Source organism: Rothia sp. P6271 (genome assembly GCF_048512995.1).
In the GTDB taxonomy this organism is placed as follows: domain Bacteria; phylum Actinomycetota; class Actinomycetes; order Actinomycetales; family Micrococcaceae; genus Rothia.
Window position 1 is genome coordinate 66,457 of sequence record NZ_JBLXXV010000006.1, and the last position, 23,747, is coordinate 90,203.

Sequence of the window (23,747 nt, forward strand, 5' to 3'; positions counted from 1 at the left end):
CACCATGAACCAGAATTTGCACAAGAAAATGACCTTACCACCCCTACGAGACGTCGCGCGTAATAGCGTTATCACATGCCAAGTTATCGGTAGACACCTCAACGACGACCCCCTACTACTAGGGATTAACATTGCTCGTTTAGCGCCAGCACAACTTTCTGAACGCATCGGCAAACTCTTAACACAACTACCCGGAGCCGGAACACACGCCCTAGGAGCATACCTCCTCGGAAAAGATTTTCCTGCCGAAGCACAAGAACTACTCACCACACACACCACCTCACGATGGCAAAAAAATCAGCAAAGAATCGCCGCAGAAACTGCCATCCACTACGGACTCATCCACTGGAAAGACCCAAAAATACCAGCAAAAACCCGTGCCCGCAGCGCATGGGATAACGGAGCAATCGATGAAGCTATTAACCTCGCACACACTGCAGGAGCACACTCATACGCTCACCGCCTAGAATCAGAAAAAAACCTGCTAGACCCCAACTATCAGCTTCCACTAAATGGCAGCACACAACACGCGCCACAACGAACAATACCCTCAGCCAACGGGCAAAAAATTAACGCACTACACCTCATCACCAACTCCCTGCCAGCAACACAATCTGGGTACACTCTACGCACTCAACGCCTACTCAACGCCCTCATCCATGCTGGAGTGACTATTCATGCGCTCACCCGCACCGGATACCCCGTCATGGTTGGAACATGGAACGCAACACCAACAGTGCATGTAGAGGAAGTGACCTACCAGCGTACGTTGCCCCTCAAACTGGCAAAAACCCACGCCCAGCGACTAACCCAATGGGCAAACTATGCCCGTCAGATTGTTCAACAAGAAAAAATTAACCTCATTCACACCACCACAAACTACCCCAACGCTATCGTTGCCAAAGCCCTCTCCCAAGAACTAAACATTCCGTGGGTCTATGAGGTACGAGGAATGATGGAACAAACGTGGGTCTCCCAAAAGAAAACCCCACAACAGCAAAAAGACGCCGAGCAGAGTCAACGCTTCACAAGCATCCAAGCACGAGAAACACAACTCATGCATGAAGCCCACCATATCGTGACACTCAGCAACGTGATGAAAAACCTCATCATCGAACGCGGTATTCCCGCTGAAAAAATTACCGTTATCCCTAACGCCGTCCGAGAAGAACTCTTTGAACAAAATCTCAGTTCAACACAAGCACGCAACCTCTTAGGTCTTCCCTCCGAAGGCTTCTGGGTCGGTTCGGTAAGCTCCCTCGTCGACTATGAAGGCTTCGACGTTCTTCTTCGAGCAGTAGCTATTGCACGATCTCAAGGAGAAGATATCCGAGTGCTTCTTGCTGGAAGCGGAGCAGCGCAGCCCTCTCTGCGTTCTCTCGTCCAAGAACTCAATCTTCAAGAACACACCGTATTTCTCGGTAAAATAACACCCGATAAAGCGATGATTGCGCATCAAGGGTTAGACCTCTTCGTTGTTCCTCGAAAAAACACAAGAGTATGCCGTTCTGTCACACCACTCAAACCCATTGAGGCGATGGCGCTCAAACGCCCAGTACTATGTAGCGATATTCCACCGTTAGCAGAGCTTATCAACAACACAGTAACAGCGCCGACAGGTAAACTATTTTTAGTAGAAAATTGCCAATCTTTGGCAGAAGCCATTATTGACCTCAAGAATAATCCGCCCCTAAGAGCAGAATTAGCACGTCAAGGCAGAGAATTCGCACGGACACGAACATGGAAGAGTAACGCTGAACGAATGACAGAGGTATACCACACGTTAGTAGGGGGTTCTCAACATGAGTAAACAAAAACCCCAATACACGCCGAGTTCACCGTTAAATCCATCCGTAGAAGAATACCGACGTTATATCGAGTCTGGAAAACTCTACCGAGTAGGTGTCCGCAAAAGCCCCATCGTCTACCTACGACAAACCTGGGAACGCCGCGCCTACATGTGGAAAGACTCCCGCGCTAAAGTCCGAATGCAGAACCGCCAACACCGTCTCGGCTCTTGGTGGCTAGTGATTAAACCCGTCTTTGACGTCATCTTCTTCTGGGTTCTTTTTGGTCTTATCCTCAACACCTCACGCGGTATGCACAACTACAACGCATACATCATCATTGGGGTACTGATGTTCCAATACTTCTCACGAGCACTCGTGACTAGCTCCACCGTTATGTCACAAAACCGCTCAATGATGAGGGCATTCTCTTTCCCTAGACTGACTGTGCCTATCTCCTTAGCGCTTCGTGAAGCGCTCTCAAGCATACCCGTTATCATCGTCATGATTATCGGTATCGTGCTCATCCCACCACACGTCATCCCCTCATGGACATGGTTACTCTTTATCCCCGCATTCTTACTCAACGTTCTCTTCAACCTTGGTTTGGGGCTCATCATTGCTCGTATCGCTTACGTCATCCCCGATATATCTCAAGTAATTAACGTCCTGACACGTTTCTTATTGTATGGTTCAGCAGTAATCTTCCCCATCGAACGGTTCATTCACCACCCCGTCATAACCCACATTATCCAATCAAACCCCATCTATATTTTCTTAGACTTATACCGCCATATCCTCATGGATCATTCTCTCGGAACCCTATATCACTGGGGATCTCTTGGCGCATGGAGCATCGGATTACTGCTCATCGGTTTCTTCACATTCTGGCATGCAGAGGAGGTGTACGGTCGTGAACTCAACAACTGATCTAAGCGAACTCGTCTTCGGCACAAAAACACCGAACGTACTTGTAAACAACGTTTCTCTAGACTACGTTGTCTCATCAGGTAGAAGCCGTATCACTCAACCTGCCCCTAAAAAGATTGTGCACGCACTGCAACCACTTTCCTTCGTCGCCCATGAAGGAGAGTTCATCGGTATCGTAGGGCGTAACGGCTCTGGAAAAAGCTCCCTCCTACGCCTCATCGCCGGACTAGAAACACCCACCAGCGGCGAAGTATACGCATCTTCTCCGCCCTCCCTCATCGGTGTTCACGGTGTGCTCAACAACGACCTCTCTGGCGAAGAAAATATTGAGCTAGGCTGTCTTGCGATGGGGCTTACCCCCGCCGAACTACCTGATGCAAAAACCCAAATCATGGAATTAGCAGGTATCGGAGAAGCTATTAACCGTCCGATGCGAACCTACTCTTCAGGTATGGCAGCCCGTCTCCGCTTCGCCATCATGTTAGCGAATCGTCCGCGCATCACTCTCATCGACGAGGCCCTCTCAACCGGTGACGCATCTTTTGCAGATCGTTCAGCTCAAGCGATGAAAGAACTCCTAGACCAAGCCGGAACAGTATTTCTTGTAAGTCACGCCGCTCAAACCATCGAAAATATGTGTACTCGCGCAATCTGGCTCGATTTTGGCGAACTCGTCATGGACGGTGACGCCCGAGAAGTAGCCAGAAAGTATCGTTGGTTCGCCCACAACATCGCCCAAGGCGACGAACGTAAAGCAGCCCGACTACTATACGATGCAAAAGAACTAGGACGAGAAGGATACGTCAAGAACTCAGAATAAGAAGAACATTCTTGAGTGACTAAGAGAAGAAAACCATGAAAAAAGTATCTGGCAAATATACCGTGATGGTCGTCTACGGTACCCGCCCCGAAGCAATCAAAGTTGCTCCGGTCATTCACCAGCTCAAAACCTCAGAACATTTTAATGTTCTCGTAGTTTCTACTGGGCAACATCGCCAAATGCTAGAACAAGTTAACACTGTCCTAGGGCTTGAACCAGACTATAGCTTAGACATCATGCAAGAGAACCAAGGCCTTAACGACACCGCTGTCAAAATCCTAGACCAGATGGGTCAACTCTGCGAAGAAGAACAACCCAACGCCGTACTTGTACAAGGAGACACCGGCACCGCCTTATACTCTGCTTTAGCTGCATTCAACCACCAGATACCAGTCATCCACCTAGAAGCTGGCCTTCGCTCAGGAAATATCACATCACCTTTTCCTGAAGAAGGAAACCGTAAACTTATCAGCCAAATATCTAGCTTGCACTTAGCACCAACTGAGGGCTCTAAAAATAACCTTCTTGCCGAAAACTTTAAACCTAACGATATTCTTGTAACAGGCAACTCGGTTATAGATGCTTTGCTTTCTCAAAAGGAACCGTCAATTGAAGGTTTCTCCCACGAGGTGCAACACCTTCTCAAAGACACCTCACCCATTATTCTCATTACTGCTCACCGTCGAGAAAACCTTGGCGAACCGATGGAACGAATCGGGCAAGCCATCGCCTACTTAGCTCAGAAATATCCCGAGCACCGTTTTGTTTTCCCCGCACATATGAACCCTAAAATTCGGGGGAGCCTGCTACCGATATTTGCCGGTATCAAGAATATTATTGTCTTAGACGCTTTACCATACCAAGAGTTTACGGCTTTACTGCGCGCCTCAACACTCGTACTTACAGACTCCGGCGGTCTACAAGAAGAAGCTCCTAGCATCGGCATTCCTGTACTCGTCCTTCGTGAGAATACGGAACGTCCTGAGGCCATTACCGCTGGCACCGTAAAACTTGTAGGTACACGCACCGACAACATTATTTCTGAAACAATACGACTACTTGACGATAACGACGCCTACCAAAAGATGTCAGTAGCAGTAAACCCCTATGGTGACGGTTACGCAAGTGAACGTATCATTCACGCTTTAGAGAAATTTTTTGGGCTACGTACAGATTGCGAAGAATTCACCATCAACTGAGCCTCACAGCTAGCAGCTATCTCCAAAAGCCTTTAGTGTCAATAACTTCTTTGCCAGCAAGAGCACACGCAGGTACTGAAGAAAAAGCCTGATGATCTACTAATAAAAGTACAATATTCGCTTCTTCTAAAGCATCCTCTAAAGAAGCCAAATGTACTTGAGGATAGTCTCTTAACACAGATGGAAGCTCCGAAATATGCGGTTCCACCACGGCTAAGGAAACACCAGGAAGCTCGTGCGCTAGCTGCTGAGCAATCTTTAACGCAGCAGACTCGCGTAAGTCATCAATGTCAGCTTTAAAAGATAAACCCAACACTGCAATACGAGCAGAATCTACGCATGCTACGGCCGCGTGTACCTGTTCTATCACCCATTGCGGTTTTCTATCATTAACCTCACGGGCAGTACGAATCAGAGGTGAATTTTTGGGGTCAGAAGAGACAATAAACCATGGGTCTACCGCAATACAATGACCACCGACACCAGGGCCAGGCTGCAAAATATTAACGCGAGGATGATGGTTTGCTAATTCAATAAGCTTCCACACATCAACACCTAAGGTCTCTGCAATCAGCGATAGCTCATTAGCAAAAGCAATATTGACATCACGAAAAGAATTCTCGGTGAGCTTAGCTAACTCCGCAGTAACATCGTCAGTCTCTAAAAGCTCTCCCGTACAAAAAGTCCGATACAGTTCACAGGCTCTCTCAACAGCACGCGGAGACTGTCCTCCGATAATACGGTCGTTCGTCACCAGCTCTTCTAAAGCACGCCCCGGCAAAATTCTTTCAGGACAGTGAGCAAAATATATAACAGGCAACCCCTGAGGATTAGGAGCCCCATCTGCGCACAAATCTGGGCGTAACGACAGAATATATTGCGCCAACTTCTGAGTTGTTTGAGGTGGAGACGTAGACTCTAAAATGATGAGTTCTCCACCGCGCAATAACGGGGCAATCTTTTCACCAGCACTAAAAATATACGAAAGATCGCCTTCCTTCGTCTCAGTACAAGGCGTTGGTACCGCAAGCACAAAAGTATCGCTATGCCGAGGCTCTGTACTGGCACGGAAACAACCAGAATCTAGTGCTTGGCGAAGTTGTTCCTTCAACCCTGGTTCAACGATGGTGAGCTCTCCACGATTAATAGCATTAACTGCTCGTGTATTAATATCGAAACCATGTACGTCTAACCCATGGTTTGCCATAATCACCGCGGTAGGCAGACCAATATACCCCAAGCCGACAAAGGTGACTGAACGGTTAGACATGAGAGCTCCTTATTGTCTGTTTATGAACAGAGAAGAGGGTACCATTGGGTGAGGATAATGTGGTGTTCTCTCTGAACTACCTAATTTTCTTAAAATACTATCGAAATGACAGATGAACCAAGTGCTAGAAAACGTATATAGCGCTACTTTAAATATATAGCCTTATACGGTTACCGTAATGAGGATGCAAAATGCTAGATCTGGAGGATGAGTCAGCGTTGGGAGAACAGAAGCTTCAGGCAATTCTGGGGGAAACTTTAGAACGTCTTGAGAGTTCTTGGGAAGTAGAGAAGATGGGTGGCGGACAACGTCCTACTCCGTATTCTTTACATACGGCAATTGACCAAGCAAATTCTATTGATATTACTCCTGATGAGGTAATGATTCGCCAGTGTTTGCGTCTTATTGGGGGGCGTCGTTGGGGATATGCACGTGTTGAGCGCGATAAATTGCGCCTTTATCTTGAATCTCATGATGCAGATACAACAATTGTAGATGTATTGCAGGTTCTTAGTGACGTTGTCGAAGGACAGGCGGATCGTGCTGCGCTTGCTCTGAATAAGCTTTTGCCTGACGATAACCAAGGTACTGATATTCCTGATTTATATTTGCTGTATTCTATGGTGAATTTAGTAAGTGATAAGGTGAAGAAGTGGGAACCTCAAATGCAGGAGTACAGTAGCGGTTCTTGGTACCGTTCGCATATTGCTAGACTTTTAGCTTCTGTTCACTTTGAAAAGCACGATAAAAATAACATCCTGACGGAGATAGGACAGGTTGCAGATAATATTATTCGCGAGCCTGGAGTGAAACGTTTTGTGGCTATCTGGTTGCGTTCTTTGCAAGGGCATTGCTTGGTTCATAGTGGTGAATATGAGTGGGCTACTCGAGTACTGGAGTATGCTCTTGATCGAGCCGAAAAAATTATGCCTTGGAATGAACCATTAGCGCAGCATATTAGAGAGAACTTAAACACAGCCCGCTTAGGCAAAGAACATATATCTTATCGATAAATCTTGTGTTCTTGTCTCGAAAAAATGTTAACAGAAAGATGAATGAGTTGAACTCGGCGCCCTCGCCCTATTCCGTCCTTGAAGATTCTCGAATCCTGTCAGAGCGTCCGCTCTTCTCCGTTATTGTTGCGGTTTATGCTGTAGAAAAATATATTACAAGTACTCTCAAAAGCTTCGCACGACAAGATATCGATGAGTCTAAGGTTGAATACATCATTGTTGATGATGGTTCCCCTGATAACGCTGCACAAGCTGCAGTGAAGTTTGCTCGTAAGCACCGTAATGTACTGGTTGTGCAGAAACCTAATGGTGGTGTTGGGCAGACCCGACAGCTTGGATTGCATCTTGCACGTGGTGAATGGGTTACTGCAGTCGATCCTGATGACCTGCTCAAATCAAACTATTTTTCTGAGGCACAACGTTTTCTTGACGCTGATACAGATAAGAAAATTGCAATTCTAAGTTCTCGTGTACTTATTACCGATGGAACGACCGGGCGTTTTAAAGATTCTCACCCCTTAGGGGCAAAATTTAGACGAGGTAATCGTGTTGTTTCTATGCTTGAAGAGCCTAGTGCAATTCAGATGGGTGCAACAGTGTTTATGCAGGTTGATGTTCTTCGTAAACACAAGTTAACCTTTGACTCTAGGATTTGTCCTACTTTTGAAGATGGAAATCTTGTATGTCGTTATCTCGCTCATTTTGAGAATCCACTGGTTGGGCTACTCTCAACTTCACATTATTATTACCGTAAACGTTCAGACTCTTCTTCTCTTGTTCAATCTAGTTGGCTAAAACCCGAACGTTATACGGTTGTTCCGCGCTTGGGATATTTACCAGCTTTACGTTATGCTCAAGAACGTTTGGGATATACCCCTGACTGGTTAGCTAACATCATTCTTTATGATCTGATGTGGTATTTCAAAGAAGATGAAAAAATGGGTAGTGTGGTCGCCGCGATTAGTAGCGAACTCAAAAAAGAATTTATGGAACAAGCCCATGAGATTTTCACCTATATCAGTGTTGAGCAAGTCCTTCGTATGCCGCTCAATAAGCCTTCTTGGCGTTTACGTGAATCTATTATTCGTGGTTTTAACTTGGATAAGGCTCCGGCTCGTATTTTCAAATGGAGTACTCGTGAAGATGGAACTCGTAATTTCTCCATGCTGGTGGCACCTGGTAAGCATGATATCGTCATTTATTCTGGTGGTGAACCTATAGAAGTTATTCCGGAGGGTGTTACTAACCGCCTCTATTTTGATGAGGTTCTTGCTGTAGAATACACTTTGAATCTTCCTGATGTGCCAACAGCCTTTTTCGTTGATGGTATTCCCTGTGGACCTGCGAAGAGCCTTCCTGCACGAGAGAAAAAAGGTTCTCAAGAATACGCCGATAATATCACTACTATTATCCGTGCAGGACAACATGTAGATGGAAAACTTGCTAAGATTCTTGAACGTTTACGAGTAATAGCAGGTATTCAAAACCGTTCTGTTTTGGCAATAGCGGGGATCAAAGGGTGGGAATATCTGCAACGTCTATGGAGCCGTAACGATATTTCTTCTGACGAGAGTATACGTCAGCAGGTTAGCACGTTTACTAGTAGTGGTAAGAGCCAAAAATATGAACAAGCATGGCTTATTCTTGACCACGCTGACCGTGCAGACGATAACGGCGAACATCTGTATCGTTATATTCTTCAGCACCGAAGCGATATCAACGCTTATTTCTTGTTAGAACGAGACTCAAAAGACTGGGAACGTTTAGAGGCAGAGGGCTTTAAGCTTCTTGAATATGGCTCTATTGAAGCGATGGCTGCGGCTCAGAACGCGGAGATTGTGGCTTCGTCTGATGCTGTTGAAGAATGTATTTACCCTGCTCCTCGTCGTATTTTTGGAAATCCTGACTATAAATTTGTCTTCTTGCAGCATGGCATCACTAAGGATGATATTTCACGCTGGCTTAACGGTAAGAAGATTGATCTTGTTGTTGCAGCTACAGAAGCAGAATACCGGGCTTTTACATGGATTGAATCACCGTATGAATACAAATCTTCTCAGGTATGTTTAGCTGGTTTTCCTCGCTACGATAATCTTTACCACTTGGTATGTTCTCGTACTATTAAGAATGAGTCGGTTAAGAATATTCTGATTATGCCTACTTGGCGCCAAGATCTTAAAACTGAGCTTTCAGAATGTACTAGTACTGCTGAAGAAGTGGCTGTTATTCAAGATTCTTCATTTTATAAGAATTGGTGGGCAGTACTTAATAACGCTACGATTCAACAAGGTATTGCTGACGGGAAAATACGGGTTCAGATGATGACTCACCCGAGTTTTGGGAATATTCTTGAACATCTTCCGCAGCCCCATGGAATAGAATTCTTGTCTCCTTCAAAAGTTGCTTTCCAACCGCTGATGAATGAGGCCGACCTCTTTGTAACAGATTATTCTTCTTTGGCTTTTGACTGTGCGTTCATGGGTACGCCTGTTGCCTACTTCCAATTTGATCGTGACCGTGTTCTTTCTGGTGCTCATACCTATCGAAAAGGGTATTTTGATTATTTTGAGCAAGGTCTTGGCCCCGTACTATTGGAAGAAGAAGATGCCGCACAATGGGTTATGCAATCGGTTGAAGGCGGTTGTGTTATGGACGATGAATACGCTCAGCGTCGTTTACAAACATTTAAGTACCTTGACGGTAACAATTCTGAGCGAGTTGTCCAAGCTATCGAAAAATTAGTTTCTGGGACAGTGTTCAATAATGTAGCTGACGAACAGATACGAGCGGAGATTAAGCTATGAAACTCACCTCAGGCGAGCACCTTTTTCAAGGGCAAAAACATTCTCTAAAGTATATGTTTCGTCAAGGATCTTCAGACCGAAAGCATCTTCTTGTAATTTTTTCTGGGTTCCGAGCTAAAGGAACATTGGATTTTTCGGGTGCTGCTCTATCCTCGATACGTCATAACGTTTTATGGATTTATGATGAATTTGGTGAAGACCATCAGAATTCTTATTACCTGATGGAACATGGTACTTTTTCTATTCGTGATACGGTAGACGAATTTCTTAACTCTGTTAGGGAAGAACTTGACCTGTCGTGGGAAAACATTGCTTATACAGGGTTCTCTAAAGGTGGTACTGCTGCCCTTTACTTTGGGTTACGTCATCAAGTAGGTGCTGTAATATCTACTGTTCCACAATTTTTCATTGGCCGCTACGTTCGTAAAAACTGGCCTGCGGTATTCGAGTATATGAAAAAGCCTTCTGCGAAGCCTCAAACGGCTCAAAAGACTATAGATGCGGTGATGTCAGACCTTCTGAAAAAAGCGGTAGAGGTAAAGACTCATCTATATGTCATGACTTCTCCTAATGACTACCAGTATGAAGAAGAAATCAAACCGTATTTAAGTAGCCTAGAACAGTTTGAGAATTTTAATCTTCTTGTCTCAGAATCTCCTCTGATTACACAGCATAATGAAGTTACTGCCTATAACGTTCCAGTTCTTCTGGCCTTATTCCAGCTAGTTGCTGATGCAATATTCCCAACGATTGGTAACTGCCATACTCGTACCTCTGCCTCTGCAACTTTGGCTGCTCGCCAACGCCAACGCCGAGAGGGCGTTGCTATTGCAGAAAAGGTGACCACGACTGCGGATAAACGCCTTGAGCTATCACTTGTGACGTTGATTCGTGGTGTAGCTCAACCTGACTATACGTCGATGAATAGAAAACTTATTGTTCGTTCATCCACAGGTGATTTCACTATGCCTTTGGGAAAACGACTTGACCCTTCTATCTCACGAAGATATGTTCAGGATACGTTTGTTGATTATAGTGCGGCGAGTTCATCAACTGTCCAAGGTGCAGGTATCTCGCTCTCCGCATTTCCTTTAGGTAGGAGCACCCTTCACGTCTCAATGATGGGAAAGAGCGCCTCTTCACCGGTTGAAGCACCTGTAACAACGCGTAACCCATTTTTCTCTCATGTGGTGGATGGGGACCAACTCTTGTTATGGTCCTCTGACAGTACACAAACAACTGTGTCAAAGATTTATATCAGCAAGATGGTGCATGATCAGTACAGTTTTCTGAAAATGGATCATTGTTCTATTTCTGCTCAGAAGAAACTCCACTTACGTGGTTGGTTTGCACCTCTTGGAACCACAATTTCACAGTGGGGGGATGCACATTATTATGTGCATTTGGAGGGAGCTAATGGTCATTATTCTTTCCCTCTAGGCATTCTTGATAAGGGCGCTCTTTGCGAAGATTTGGGAATTCCTCAGTCTATGAGTAAAGCTTATCTCTGCGATATCCGGGCTGAAGGTATAGACCTTTCTGGCTTAGTAGCTGGTGACTATCAAGTTTCCGTGGTGTGTGTCAATAAAGATGTTTCCGTACGTAGTACTGTTATCGCTTCTGTGGTTGTCGACGTTGATGCGTCTAAAGATAAACCTAAAGTTGTAGTACTGGGCTCTTGTATTGTGCGTGACGTTTTCAACTCAGTATTTATTCAAGATTGGAGAAATAGGAATTCTCTTCTTGGTGCTGCTCATCAAAGTGCTTTGACGAGTCTAGCGAGTGAGCCTTATCAAGGTAAAGAGTTAACTCTTGCGGACTTAGACGAACACTCTAAAAAATGTGTAGTAGAGGATCTCTCAAAAAAGGTCATTCGTGATCTTGGTAAAGAGACACCTGAATATGTCATTATGGATCTTTTCTCTGACGCACGTTTTGGCGTAAAAGATCTTGGTGGAACATATATTACTGATAATGATTGGAAAATTAACACGAGCCAAGAAGGGCGGGAGACGTTTGGCAACTATCCTTCCATAAAGATTCTCAAACAAGAAGAAGAGTATCTTGCCCTATTTAAAGAATCGCTAAAAACTTTATGGAAGAAATATAATCCTGGCGGACAAGGTTCTGTTGTTTTCGTCCTTGTAAAGGTTCGAGCAACGGATAAAATGCGAAATAAATTTGGTGAAGTCAAACATTTATCTTCTATTGCAACGGATTTGAATAACGCTTTTGAGAAATTAGAGAAAGTATTTTTTGAAACAATTCCCAACGCTGAAGTTATTGATATGACAGAGCATACAGCTTGGGCAGATCTTGATCACCGGTGGTCTAGCTATGTTGTGCATTATGAGCAACACTTCTGTGATGCTCTTGACTATAAGTTACGTGAGCTTATGAGATCTGTTCGACGAGTACGGGTTCTTAATCATTAAGATATCAGCGTTAGTATCATGAAAATAGGGGGGGATTATGAAATGACAAAACCTTTTACCTTAAAACTTCAAAAGATGGAGTCTAAAGAGAATAGGTTGCAGTGTTTTATTGCTGTTCACAATTCGCCTAACGAAGAGATTCCACGCGAATTATCTCTTGTATTACGTGCCTTAGATGGAGACTTTAACCAGCATGTTCCATTAGTATTTGATGAAGCTGAACAGGGTTACATCACTGTCCAAAAAGCAGGTTTTTGTGTACCTGATATGTCTAACCGCTATTGGATGAGTGTTATATGGGGGGAACAAGAACATAGCGTCTGCGCTGAGGCTGGTACTATTCTTCGTCTTCGCCAAGGAAAAACTCTTGTTCAGGTTACGGCTACTTCTCCACCCAATGACCGCTCAGAAAATCTTATTCCTGTTTTGATACAGTCATACCTTGTAGCTGATTTACAGAGTTCTCCGCACTCTATCTTTTCTGTAGATATATTTGCTGTTGAAGAACAGCGTCTATATATCCGAGGACGTTTTGCTCCCCTGGGAACAATCATTAAACATTGGGGGCAGGCATCCTACTTGCTGGTTCTTGAAAACGATCAACGCACTATTTGCTTCGGTTTGGGCCTTGACCACCGTCCGGATGAAAACCTCTTACCACTATCCTTATGTAAATCATATTTTTCAGATATTCATCGAAAAGGTATTGATTTAAGCGGTATACCAGAAGGTTTCTATACTGCATCAATTGTTATCATCAACCAAGATGTTGCTCTTTCCTCCGGTATTTTCGGGTCTCTTTGCGTCTCAACAATCTCCGATAATAGGCCTCCTAAAGTATCTATCCTTGGTTCGTGCATCATTCGTGATATCTTCAACTCTCGTTTTGTGCCAGATTGGAAGAGCCGTTCTGAAGTTAGTTCGGAGTCTTTTCAACAGAGTATCGTGAGTATTACTAGCACACCGTATTCGGGGGAGAAACTCGATTTATCGGATCTTGATGGTCTAGCAATCCGGTATACTCGTGCAGATTTAGAAAAGACATATCTTCAAGATTTACAAAATACTAACCCCGATTGGGTACTTATCGATCTTTTTTCTGACGCACGTTTTGGTGTTATTGAGACAGCTCCTGGGGAATATATTACTGATAACACTTGGAAAATAGGGCAGAGTGCTTCGTACCAAAAGCTCGGCCAAAAGAGTGTTATTAGTATGAAGAACAATCCTGACAAGTACATAGAACTTTTTAGAGAATCGTTAACAACGCTCAAAAAGATACTTTCGAGCAAAAAGAACCCAGTTAATTTTGCTTATGTAAAAGTCGATGCAGCTTCGTACACTCGTGATAGGTTGGGGCAAGTCGAAGAAAAAATTTCTATTGCAGATGGGCTGAACGAGACCTTTGCAAAACTTGAGAAAGTTTTACTTGAGGTAATTCCTGATATAGAAGTACTAGATTTACGTGGATATACCAAGTGGGGTAATAAAGACCATCCTTGGTCGAGCTATGTTGTTCATTATGAACAAGATTTTTATGATGCTTTAGATGCCAAATTGCGTAAAATTTTTGAATTACCTCGTCAGGTGAAGATTATCAGCGGAGAGGTATCATCTACTTAAGGCGATTTTCTAGAGACTCTAGAAGCTTTCTACAATGGTTCTTCTCGTGCACCTGATGTGTATGAGGAGAGCGTTGATGAGTTTTTATGAGACCTTCCAAAAGATTTGGTATCTGGTATAGGTTCTCAACAAAGGTGAACCCTTCTTTTTGATGTGTTTTGATAAATCCAAGAGGATCAGGCAGAGACTTTTGTCTCACAATAATTCCGTGGACTCCAATGACGTGTCCTTCATCGAGGATAGAAGAACTATCGCTAATAACGACTTGAGCACGTGCTAGATATTGGGGTAACTCTTGACCAAAAATTATGGGGAATGGAAGAGACTCTTCAATCTTTTCCAGTAATGGTTCCATATTTGGATGAACGAAAAATACTGGTTTAAGTTGGCTCGTCGGGTGAAAGAGTTCTTGTGGTACCCACTCATATCCCCAACGAAGTAACCATTGATAGAAGCTTCTAGCATCGTGAGTATTTCGCACATGGGGAATCCACGTAGGAGCTATTAAGAGAATATTTCGATGTGATACTACGGAAGTAAGAGAACGTAGCTTATCGTGTCGAGGCATTCCTACTTCGAGAATTTCTGGGGCAGAAAGGCGATATGACGAACCTGGGCAAATAATTGCTTCAGTCTCTGCTGGATGGCTTGTTACGAGGAGATCAATTCTTCGGGAGTTGAACCAGCGCCACATCTGTTTTTGCGTAATCCCATGTTGTAAAAACACCAAGGGAGCTTCTAGAGGTAGCGAAGGTAGATGTGGAATCAACGAGGAGTCACTGATATCACTAGATAATAAACATTCTGCGTGTTCTATAGCATCTTTAAAAGCGAGGTTGTCTTCGCTTTTAACGAGAGAGAATCCTTCAGCCTGAAGTCTTTCCCAATCAGGACTATGGGTGCTGAGAATAAAAAGGTGTCGTATATCTGGGCGGTGCTGACGAGCATAACGGTAGAAGTCCTCAGCATTATCTCCTGCACGATGGTGTCGATCCATATAAACCCATGTTGTAGGCGTTGTGGAAGAAGTTTGAGTAGCATCTCCTAGGCTCAACGGGTTCTTTTTCTCTCGAGTAGAAGAAACCTTGGCCTTTTTACGGCTATGGCGTAGATGCCATAGCTTTCGACGTAGACGGGCAAAAACTGTCTTAATGCTGAGCCCGTTATTTGTATTTATCTGTGTCCCTTGAGGATGAGAGATATTTAAGAGGTGAGGGACAGGTAACTTTGGGAATCCATGATAAGGGCTAACAGGTATATAACGATGGTTAATGTGAGCCGTCGTTACTGGTACGTCAAACCATACAACTCGTTCCTTGACGAATTCTACATCGTAGAGAGTATGGCTCACCCACGTTTCAGAGAAAGGGAAAATACGTTTTTTATGGGCGGTATAAAACTCTTCGTAGAGGTCTTCATCCTGGAAGAAGTAGATGTATTTATACCCTTTTTGATACCGTCGCGAAGTATAGGAAATAAGATATTGGTTGAGCACCGGCATACTATGATGACGTTGAGTTGCACAGGAGAGAATCATCATCCGTCGGTCGAGACTCAACGGTGTTAAGGCATAATTTTCTATCACTTGTGGGCTAAGAGAACCTGCCACAGTCTTTATGAGAGAGGCGCATTTTTGACGAATCTCAGGTGCTAGATAGAGGGATGGATGAAAGATCTGTCGGTCTGCGTTGATATACCAACTTAATTCATAGATAAGAATATTTTGTAACCAAACTGGTATGTTTGGTGCTGATAAACGAATCCATTGGAGATACAAACGTTCAAAAGGTTCGACATATTTTTGCGGTTGCCGCCAGGCATCAGCTGAGGCGGAAGAGCTTATTCCTACGTGGTACAAGTAATGAGCCTCAGCAACGAAGCCGATAGGCCCTTGTGTTGCTAAAAGAAAACGAACCATAAAATCGGCGTCTTCAGACCACTGGGCCCCTTCTAAAAAATAAGTTTTAGAGGCACGGAGTGCAGAGGTAGAAAAGATAGCGGCAGCAACGGATAAGCCCACCATATGAGGTTCTTGTTCAATATCAACGATTCGTGAACCATGCTCAAAACGAAAACGTAAAGGATGGTTGTCAAAGATTTCATGGTCTTGTACACGGAAAGGTCGGGTATGAATCATCCGAGGTGTATAAGAAAGGTTTTCTAGAAAGGTGCTAATAGCTTCAAAATAGTGTGTATCGTATTGATCATCAGCGTCGAGGAATGCTGTCCACGGGGACTGAACAGCTGCTAACCCTAGATTCCGTGCAACGCTAACCCCACGTTCTGCTGGGGTATTACCGTCGCCCGTATATAAGACGCGAATACGGTTGTCTACGGATGCTATTTCTTCTGCTACGCGAGCAGTTTCTAGGCCTGCATCAATTACGATAAAGACATTTTTAACGAAGGACGATTCTAAAACAGAAAAAACTGCTCTGCGCAGAGTTCGATGAGCTTCTGCCGCAGGGATGATAACATCACAAGAAAATTGTTGTTTATTCACCGAGTAGCACCTTACGCCAAAGATGATGGGAATGTACGCAATCAAAACGTGTAGCGTAAGATGATGCTAAATCGCTGTGCTCTTGCCAGTGGTCTGACAAAACAATATGAGAAATGTACGCAACGATATCTTCAGGAGTATCGAAGACCCAACGATTTCCAAAAATTTCAGTGACTCCTGTCCTCTTTAAAAAGAGCGGAATCGCGCCAGATGCCATACCTTCTGCAGCAGCTAAATGAAAAGTTTCTCGTTCGCTCAGGGAGAGAACCCACCCGATCTTTGTAAACCATGATTCAATATTTGCCCCTGAAGATTCAAAAATAACTCGTTCTCGGAGAAGAGGATCTTCCCCGACACGTTTGAATAGTTGACGATACGCGTCTGCTTCATAGGGCGTATTCTGCCAAACCCAATTTTTCTTCCACGGGTATTCGCCACGCAGATGCAGAATAAAACGCGGGTCGTTTTCTAACAGTTGGTGAAGAATCTCTACCGCAAGATGAGGTCGTTTGAGAATAGGCACATAACCGAGTAACCCTAGATGGAACTTCGCGTCAGAAGTTTTCTCTCGCCGGAAAGAATGATAGTTAATACTATTAGCGATAACATCAACTTTTGAAGGATCCCATCCTAAATCTTGGATGATGGACTCACGATAGAACTCGGATACGGTAAGGACTTTCTCCACCTGGGAAATATCGAGTTCGCCAATCCACTCAGACCGGCTTTCAAAACCATGTAGGCGTACTAAAAGACGTTGTGTAGGGAGCTTATGTTGTGAATACCATACAGCGTTGCGCCCAGCCCATTCACAGACAATCGTATCTGCCCAACGCATATTCTCTTGGTCGATGTGACTATGTGGAGGATTCTTTTCGCTGAGCTTCCAATGCTGTTGTCGTACCTCAACCCCCGGAATACGTTTAAGCATGAAAATTGTATCTGAGATGAAACGAAAATCATGGCTACTGACAAGAATCCGATGAATGCTTTGCGATGTGCGAGTTTCTCTAATCAACGAGCGAATAGAATGAACATCATTCGCTAGCCGAACTCTTCCTGATAGACCAGGAACCATATATTCCACTAAAGAACGAGATATCTCATCAGCAACAATGAGAGCATCAGAGGCTGCCGCAACCTGTTCTAATTTTTGAATCGCATTATTATAGACGGAATCAGCCGTTCCCGGAATATCTGGTATTGCCGAAATAAGAGGGATATTGAGGTGAGCCTCTTGTGTTACTTGAAAACAAAGCGTATATCCCACACAAACTATTGCCTGTGGAGAGAACTGAAGTACCTGTCTATGTACTGAAGGGATAGTAGAAGAATAATCTTCGACGTAAGAGACTCTATAGGTTAATTTCTTCTGCTCTAACTGACGTGTAATACTTTCTGACATGGAACGGACAGCATTTTTTGCTGAACTTTTTCCAACAACAATAAGGACATCCATACTATCGCCTTTCTTGCTGTAAATATTCGCACAGATGCGATAACACCGGAGAAAGAGTCGGGCTATAGGGGTCTACAGAGGCAGGAGATTTTAAAGAGTTAGGGACTGCTCTCCTTAAACGAGAAAGAGAACTGGCCAAAGTGAACGAACGTGGCGGACGGATATCTAACATCCCATTATCTATCAAAATAACCGTGACGAAATGAGCGCGTGCAAGGTTACTTAGAAGAGAAATCTCATCAAAAAGGTGTTCTCCCCCAGGGGAGAGCGCATGAGCCCATGCACCAGACTCAAAGGCTTTTGTCTCAATAACTAAAAATTCTGGTTTAATTTCTTCCACAACGTGATAACCCCATCCCGGAGCAATAGGAATCAGCATCTCTTGATGAGCAGAATATTCCTTAAACTCATCAGAGACTATTCCCGCTGCTGGAGCCTGATGCCACCATTGCGGCGCTAAAGAAAAATTTTTACCAAAAAGCATTTCGGATAGCGCTCGAGAATCCTCTTGCACAGTTTGCTCGGTATGCCGGTGGACTAATCGTCCCAAAGCTACATAGGGAATTCCTTGTTCCTCAGGAAGATCATCATGTTCAGAATCTACCGAGAAACCAAAGAAACGCGACAGATTAAAACGTGCCTTATTAGATCCCATACCTTCCTTCTAACGGTGTATTTGGTAAGAATCCGTGGAGATGCAGCTGACGGACAATTTCTTGGTAAACGTCCAACGTATAATGAAACGGCGCAAGGCCCCATTGATGTAAAGGTTCTGCCCGCACTGGAAAATCACTTAAATCTATTATCGAGAACCCTAAAGATTCTAGAAAATCATAGTATCGATCATATAGAACATTAGCTTTATCTGCGTCAAGCCCCATACCAGAGGGAATCTTCTGCCCGCCATCAGTGTAGCTTGCCCAAGGTACCCGAAGAACTACTACTGACGAGAAAAGATGGCTACCGACAAGACGGTTTTTGAAAACTTGAGCAGACCAACTCCACAACGAAAAGTGTTCGTCAGAACCAAATCTAATAAATTTTGCGTCTTGAACAGCATCTTCTAACGGCGTTCCCATCATATCGATACTTCTCGTCACTACCTCTTCTTCAGGAAAACGATACACACCAAAACGCTCATCAAATAAATCCCATAAAATAGTATCGATACCGAGTCTTCTTGCCTGATCGATGCGCCACCATGCTGTTCCTAACCAATCTTCATGAGACATCATGTCTTGGAAAGGTGATTTAAGACGAAAATTTTGTGGTCTATGAGAAATAGCAGAGCGGCTCATTGATATAAGAGACTGCCGTGCGATATAACGGACGATAGTATAGGAATCTGGGGAAAGAAGCTCAAACATATCTCTTGATACACATGAGCCGTAGATTAACACCCGCCATGGTTGATTTCTCAGTGTTCTAAACCCCTTCTTGATATCTGTCCGATAATAGCTACATTAGTAGCAGATTGTTATAAAGTGTAGAACCGTCACTAAGAGAAAACCAATGTCGTCCTCTTCCCACCTTATTGAAGCGATTAATTACGTTAGACGAGCTGCCTGGCATTTACGCACTGGCGGGCGCAAACAGCTTCGAGCTTTCACCACCAGACAACACGTTGTTAAAGGTGCTGACGCTCGACCCCATATTACTCGCTCCTCCCCGCTGAAAACACTCTTTTCAGGGAAGAATCAACACCTAAGACTCGACTTTCCAGAGTTTTCCAGTCCTATAGAACGCACTCCCACATTCAACGAATATCGTGTAGCCGTCATCCTCGATGATTTTTCAGCTGCAGCATGGGGCTATGAATTTAACACCGTTGCGCTAGACCCCAGCACATGGGAAGAACAACTTAACACGGGAATAGATTTACTTTTTGTCGAATCGGCATGGGCAGGTAATAACGGCGCCTGGCAATACCAACTGACCGGAAAAAATGCTCCCTCAACAGCGTTAAAAGACATCATCAACTATTGCAAGGCGCATCATATTCCCACCATCTTTTGGAATAAAGAAGACCCCCCACACTTTGAAGATTTTCTTCCTACCGCACGATTATTTGATTATGTATTCACCTCAGATGAACGGAAAATTCCTGAGTATCAAGAAAGGCTAGGTCACCAGAATATTTCTGCCTTAGCTTTTGCTGCTCAAAAAGCGATCCATAACCCTGCCCGACCGCCACACGGGTTCCACGAACGGGATATTGCCTTCGCTGGAATGTATTTTGCTCATAAATATCCAGAACGTCGTGAACAAATGGACATGCTCCTTGGCGCCGCATATGCGGTTAGCCCTACAATGGATCATGGGCTAGAAATTTTTTCGCGGTTCCTCAACGACGACCCAAACTACCAGTTTCCTGAACCTTTTAGCCAAAAAATAGTTGGATCACTCTCGTATGCAAAAATGTTAACCGCGTATAAGGCGTATAAAGTCTTTCTAAACGTCAACTCTGTTACTGACTCACCGAGCATGTGCGCCCGACGAGTTTTTGAAATTACAGCTTCTGGAACGCCCGTACTAACGACTCATTCAGAGGCTATACCGCGCTTCTTTACCGATGAAGAAGTACCTATCGCGACTACCCAAAAACAAGCAGAATATATGCTCAAAGCACTGGTAAACTCTCCAGAGCTCAATGACCGTACGGTGCACCTTGCACAACGAAAAATCTGGTCTGCACACACCTACACCCACCGTGCTATGCAAGTATTGCAAGCTGCTGGGAAAACACCTCAACAACACCCACACCAACTACCTGAAACAACCGTTATTGTTTCAACGAACAGACCCGGACATATCGACCACGTATTTAAAACTGTTGCTAGCTTTTCATCAGTTCCAGTACAACTTAACCTACTCACTCACGGGTTTGACGTACCAACACCACAGCTTCAAGCTAAAGCACGCGACTACGGAATAGAACTGCAAATACTACGAGCAGACTCAACGCTCTCTCTGGGAGAATGTTTAAACCAACTAGTGCGCAGCGCAGATGGAAAAATTATCACAAAAGTCGATGATGACGACCTCTACGGTGAACACTATCTTCAAGATATGCTTTTTGCTCTTGCTTATTCTGGTGCAGACATCGTCGGTAAACAGGCACACTATATGCATCTTCAGGCGCATAACGCGACGTTGCTACGCAACCCAGAACGCGAGCATAAATACACGAACTTCGTGATGGGGCCAACCATTACAGGCGCTCGCGAAGTATTTCTTGAACACCCATTTCCTGCCGGAAATCGAGGTGAAGATACAGGCTTCTTATCGTCTGTGCATCAAGATGGGGGAGTGATTTACTCTTCGGATAGGTTTAACTTCTTGCAAATGCGCAGTGGCGATTCCAGCTCTCATGCGTGGAATGTTGAAGACCGCGAGTTATTGGCACAATCTCCGCTACGTTTTTATGGGAAAGGATTAGAACACCTGATGTTCTAATGTTTTAGCGAAGAGCCCGACCTAGGATGAGGGGTGCTCACATCAGAAGACGTGAGCACCCCTCATCCTATATTTTTTAGGTAGCTAGTATCTAGCCTTGAGCTACCTCGCCAAAATACTGTGGCATGGTATTTTCCCAACGTTCACGTAGCTTATTGAGCGGAACAACAACCTGCTGAAAATCAAGATTTTCAGAAGCCGCATCAACGACGCCGATACGTGCAAAAGGATAATTTCGTGCCGTGCACATATCTTTGAAACGTACTTCTTCGGAGCGCGGAACAGACACGATAACACGTCCGGTAGATTCCGAGAACAGCATCGTAAACAAATCGACACCGTCTCGTTCAGCAACTTCACTAAGACCAATACGAGCGCCAACATTAAAACGTAGGCAGGCTTCAGCTACAGCAGCAGCAATACCACCGGCAGAGACATCGTGGGCAGCGTCAATCATGCCGTCACGAGACATGTTCACCAGCATGTCACCTAAAAGTTTTTCTTGAGCTAGATTAACTTGAGGAGGCATGCCACCAAGGTGTCCGCAATACCGCGCCCACTCAGAACCATCTAATTCATCACGGGTGGTGCCAAGAAGGTAGATTGCTTGCCCATCATGTTCTTGTTGCCACCCAGAAGGCACACGACGGGTTACATCGTCCATGACGCCCATCATGGCAACGACGGGGGTTGGTTTGATAGCTTGCCCAGAAGTCTGGTTGTAGAGGGAGACGTTTCCTCCGGTCACGGGGACGCCTAGTTCTTGACAACCATCGGCCAGTCCGCGGACTGATTCTACGAACTGCCACATAATATCGGGGTCTTCTGGGGATCCGAAGTTGAGGCAATCTGAAACGGCGACAGGGTGAGCGCCTACAGTGCATACGTTACGATATGCTTCTGCTAGAGCGATTTGTGCGCCTGTATAAGGGTCAAGATAGCTAAATCGTGGAGAAGAATCTGTTGCTAGGGCAACACCTGCACCGGTCTGCTCATCAACACGAATGACACCAGAATCATCAGGTTGTGATAGTGCTGTATTACCCTGAACATATCGGTCGTATTGGTTTGTAATCCAACTCTTTGAGCACATGTTAGGGCTTGCCATGAAATCAATAATGGCTTTGGCAAGGTTCTCTTGGGTGGGGCGTTGAGCGTCCTCCGCAGAGCCTGTAAAGTGTTGGGACTGTACTTCGTCTTGCCAATCAGGGCGGGCATAGGGGCGTTCATAGGTAGGCCCATCATGGGCAACAGTTTTAGGGTCTACATCGACAATGATTTCGCCGTCCCATTCAATGATGAGGCGACCAGTATCGGTTACCTCACCTAGAATTGAGTACTCAACGTCCCATTTGTGCATAATCTGCTCAAAACGTTCTAGATTTTCTGGGGTGACGACGGCCATCATGCGTTCTTGAGATTCTGACATGAGAATCTCTCCTGGGGTGAGGGTCGGATCACGTAATAGAACTTTTGTGAGGTCTACGTGCATGCCGCCTTCACCATTGGATGCGAGTTCGCTTGTTGCACAAGAAATACCGGCTGCGCCAAGGTCTTGAATACCTTCAACGACAGAGCCTTTGAAAAGTTCTAGGCAACATTCGATGAGTACTTTCTCGGCGAAAGGGTCTCCTACCTGAACTGCTGGTCGTTTTGAGGGTTTAGTATCGTCAAAAGATTCTGAGGCGAGTACCGATGCCCCACCAATACCGTCTCCACCGGTGCGTGCGCCGAAGAGAATCACTTTATTGCCTACACCAGAAGCGTTAGCGAGGCGGATATCTTCATGGCGCATAATGCCAACAGCAAGAGCGTTGACTAGGGGGTTTGCTTGGTAACAGGAGTCGAATTCTACTTCTCCACCGATATTAGGTAGCCCCAAAGAGTTACCGTATCCGCCGATACCTGAGACAACACCTGGTAGAACTCGTTGAGTGTCGGGGTGGTCAATAGCGCCGAAACGTAGTGGATCCATGACAGCTACAGGTCGGGCACCCATTGAAATAATGTCACGGACGATACCGCCAATACCGGTTGCTGCGCCTTGATATGGTTCGACGTAGGAAGGATGGTTATGTGACTCAATTTTGAAGGTGACTGCCCAACCATTGCCGATGTTTGTCACACCGGCGTTTTCTCCCATACCAACCATAAGGTCTTGGGTCATTTCTTCGGTGACTTTTTGTCCGAATTGTTTAAGGTGAATCTTTGAGGATTTGTAGGAACAGTGTTCAGACCACATAACAGAATACATGGCTAATTCTGCTGCGGTGGGGCGTCGTCCAAGGAGTGCGACGATGTCGTTGAACTCGTTTTCTTTGAGACCAAGTTCAGCCCACGGCAGTTGTGTATTGGGGGTTGCCGCAGCATTTTCTACGGTGTCTAGGTTGAATTGCTTATCGCTCATGAGTAGGTAGATCCTTGTGGTAAACCATCGAAGAAGACTTC

At 44.8% G+C, this 23,747-nt stretch carries 15 protein-coding genes; 9 read left to right on the forward strand and 6 right to left on the reverse strand.

The annotated features are described in order from the left end of the window. Nucleotides 1-28 precede the first annotated feature (28 nt). Genes ACN08X_RS05900 through wecB form a run of 4 tightly spaced genes read left to right on the forward strand, consistent with a single transcriptional unit; the run spans nt 29 to nt 4,736 of the window. The gene (locus ACN08X_RS05900; RefSeq protein WP_419108199.1) at nt 29-1,810 is read left to right on the forward strand and encodes a glycosyltransferase family 4 protein; all 1,782 of its coding nucleotides are present in this window, start codon (nt 29-31) and stop codon (nt 1,808-1,810) included. Beyond that, nucleotides 1,803-2,717: an ABC transporter permease gene (locus ACN08X_RS05905; RefSeq protein WP_419102318.1), complete on the forward strand. Its 915-nt coding sequence runs from the start codon at nt 1,803-1,805 to the stop codon at nt 2,715-2,717. Before ACN08X_RS05900 ends, ACN08X_RS05905 begins: the two co-directional genes overlap by 8 nt. Next, nucleotides 2,701-3,537, forward strand: coding sequence for an ABC transporter ATP-binding protein (locus tag ACN08X_RS05910; protein WP_419107092.1), 837 nt, complete (start codon nt 2,701-2,703; stop codon nt 3,535-3,537). The genes ACN08X_RS05905 and ACN08X_RS05910 overlap by 17 nt, the downstream gene beginning before the upstream one ends. 35 nt (nt 3,538-3,572) lie before the next feature. Further along, complete coding sequence (gene wecB, locus ACN08X_RS05915; RefSeq protein ID WP_419108200.1) at nt 3,573-4,736, forward strand: non-hydrolyzing UDP-N-acetylglucosamine 2-epimerase; 1,164 nt, start codon at nt 3,573-3,575, stop codon at nt 4,734-4,736. Between the two features lie 16 nt (nt 4,737-4,752). Here wecB and wecC read toward each other — a convergent pair whose 3' ends face one another. Beyond that, entirely contained in the window at nt 4,753-6,006 is a 1,254-nt protein-coding gene (gene wecC, locus ACN08X_RS05920; protein WP_419108201.1) for a UDP-N-acetyl-D-mannosamine dehydrogenase, read from the reverse strand. A 191-nt stretch (nt 6,007-6,197) separates the two neighbouring features. Here wecC and ACN08X_RS05925 point away from each other — a divergent pair, with 191 nt between their 5' ends. From ACN08X_RS05925 to ACN08X_RS05940, 4 genes are read left to right on the forward strand one after another with little or no spacing between them, the layout of a single operon-like run. After that, on the forward strand, nt 6,198-7,019 hold the full coding sequence (locus ACN08X_RS05925) for a hypothetical protein (protein ID WP_419106255.1): 822 nt from the start codon (nt 6,198-6,200) through the stop codon (nt 7,017-7,019). A gap of 38 nt (nt 7,020-7,057) precedes the next feature. Beyond that, nucleotides 7,058-9,823, forward strand: a complete 2,766-nt coding sequence (locus ACN08X_RS05930) for a CDP-glycerol glycerophosphotransferase family protein (protein ID WP_419108202.1) — start codon at nt 7,058-7,060, stop codon at nt 9,821-9,823. Beyond that, nucleotides 9,820-12,258: a DUF6270 domain-containing protein gene (locus ACN08X_RS05935; protein ID WP_419108203.1), complete on the forward strand. Its 2,439-nt coding sequence runs from the start codon at nt 9,820-9,822 to the stop codon at nt 12,256-12,258. Before ACN08X_RS05930 ends, ACN08X_RS05935 begins: the two co-directional genes overlap by 4 nt. A gap of 42 nt (nt 12,259-12,300) precedes the next feature. Beyond that, entirely contained in the window at nt 12,301-13,881 is a 1,581-nt protein-coding gene (locus ACN08X_RS05940; RefSeq protein WP_419108204.1) for a DUF6270 domain-containing protein, read from the forward strand. Here ACN08X_RS05940 and ACN08X_RS05945 read toward each other — a convergent pair. The 4 genes from ACN08X_RS05945 to ACN08X_RS05960 are packed head-to-tail and all read right to left on the reverse strand — an operon-like array spanning nt 13,874 to nt 19,243. Further along, the gene (locus ACN08X_RS05945) at nt 13,874-16,384 is read right to left on the reverse strand and encodes a bifunctional glycosyltransferase/CDP-glycerol:glycerophosphate glycerophosphotransferase (RefSeq protein ID WP_419108205.1); all 2,511 of its coding nucleotides are present in this window, start codon (nt 16,382-16,384) and stop codon (nt 13,874-13,876) included. The two genes, ACN08X_RS05940 and ACN08X_RS05945, sit on opposite strands and share 8 nt — an antisense overlap. Beyond that, on the reverse strand, nt 16,377-17,843 hold the full coding sequence (locus tag ACN08X_RS05950; RefSeq protein WP_419106250.1) for a hypothetical protein: 1,467 nt from the start codon (nt 17,841-17,843) through the stop codon (nt 16,377-16,379). The genes ACN08X_RS05945 and ACN08X_RS05950 overlap by 8 nt, the downstream gene beginning before the upstream one ends. Before the next feature lies 1 nt (nt 17,844). Then, nucleotides 17,845-18,498: a hypothetical protein gene (locus ACN08X_RS05955; protein WP_419108206.1), complete on the reverse strand. Its 654-nt coding sequence runs from the start codon at nt 18,496-18,498 to the stop codon at nt 17,845-17,847. Further along, entirely contained in the window at nt 18,488-19,243 is a 756-nt protein-coding gene (locus ACN08X_RS05960) for a DUF6270 domain-containing protein (RefSeq protein WP_419108207.1), read from the reverse strand. Before ACN08X_RS05960 ends, ACN08X_RS05955 begins: the two co-directional genes overlap by 11 nt. A 112-nt stretch (nt 19,244-19,355) precedes the next feature. On the opposite strand from ACN08X_RS05960, the gene ACN08X_RS05965 reads away from it, so the two are divergent. Then, the gene (locus ACN08X_RS05965; protein ID WP_419108208.1) at nt 19,356-21,299 is read left to right on the forward strand and encodes a glycosyltransferase family protein; all 1,944 of its coding nucleotides are present in this window, start codon (nt 19,356-19,358) and stop codon (nt 21,297-21,299) included. 91 nt (nt 21,300-21,390) lie between these two features. Here the strand turns inward: ACN08X_RS05965 and purL are convergent, their stop codons facing one another. Then, nucleotides 21,391-23,706, reverse strand: coding sequence for a phosphoribosylformylglycinamidine synthase subunit PurL (gene purL / locus ACN08X_RS05970; protein ID WP_419108209.1), 2,316 nt, complete (start codon nt 23,704-23,706; stop codon nt 21,391-21,393). Nucleotides 23,707-23,747: the final 41 nt, after the last annotated feature.